The sequence below is a fragment of the Gordonia alkanivorans NBRC 16433 genome (genome assembly GCF_000225505.1).
Taxonomy (GTDB): domain Bacteria; phylum Actinomycetota; class Actinomycetes; order Mycobacteriales; family Mycobacteriaceae; genus Gordonia; species Gordonia alkanivorans.
In genome coordinates this window covers 1-1,027 of the sequence record NZ_BACI01000102.1, presented here as the reverse complement: position 1 = coordinate 1,027, position 1,027 = coordinate 1, and the positions used below count along the sequence as shown (strand labels likewise).

1 protein-coding gene is annotated in these 1,027 nt (G+C 65.1%); it reads left to right on the top strand.

The window, feature by feature from the left end; all coding sequences use genetic code 11:
• Positions 1-68: 68 nt before the first annotated feature.
• Positions 69-1,027: IS21 family transposase (istA, locus tag GOALK_RS19435; protein ID WP_232283194.1), on the top strand; the 959-nt coding region annotated here is incomplete at its 3' end.

The following is a 1,027-nucleotide window of genomic DNA, read 5'->3' as shown; positions in this document are numbered from 1 at the left end:
TGTTGACGACGCCTGAAAACTGACCCCCTGACGACGGGTGAATTTTGACCCCCCGTCTTGTTAGGAGGGTGATTTCAGTGGAGCAGTGGGCGGAGATCCGCCGTTTGCATCGCAGCGAGGGTGTGCCGATCAAGGAGATCGCGCGTCGGTTGGGGGTGGCGCGAAATACGGTCCGGGCGGCGTTGGCCTCAGATACGGCCCCGAGCTACTCGCGGCCGTCGAAGGGGTCGGCGGTGGATGCGTTCGAACCGCAGATCCGGGCGTTGTTGCGGGAGTATCCGACGATGCCGGCGACGGTGATCGCGCAGCGGATTGGGTGGTCGAGGTCGTTGACGGTCCTCAAGGATCGGGTGCGGGTGATTCGCCCGGAGTTCCGCGGGGTGGATCCCGCTGATCGGGTGATCTATCAACCCGGCGGGTGCTCGCAATGGGATCTGTGGTTCCCCGACTACCGAATCCCGGTGGGCCACAACCAGTTGTCGATGTTGCCGGTGTTGGTGATGACGTTGGCGTTCTCCCGGTACCGCTCGGCGGTGATGATCCCCTCGCGCCAGGGCGGAGACATCCTCGCCGGGATGTGGTTGCTGCTGTCGCAGCTGGGTGCGGTGACCCGCAAGCTGGTGTGGGACCGCGAATCCGCGATCGGCGGCAAGGGCAAGCCCACGGCGCTGGCGGCAGGATTCGTGGGCAGTCTGGGCACTCGACTCGAGCTGGCACCACCGTGCGATCCCGAATACAAGGGCATGGTCGAACGCAACAACCGGTTCTTCGAGACCTCATTTCTGCCGGGCCGCCATTTCGCCTCGCCAGCCGACTTCACCGCCCAGTTCGATCGTTGGCTGGCCGATTACGCCAACACCCGGGTGGTGCGCTCGATTGGTGATCGACGCCCCTGTGACGTGCTCACCGAGGACCTGGCGCAGATGGCGACGCTGCCGCCGAGTGCACCACAAGTCGGGTTGAGCACTCGGGTGCGGCTGGGCCGCGACTACTACGTGCGCGTGGCCGGCAACGACTACTCGGTGCA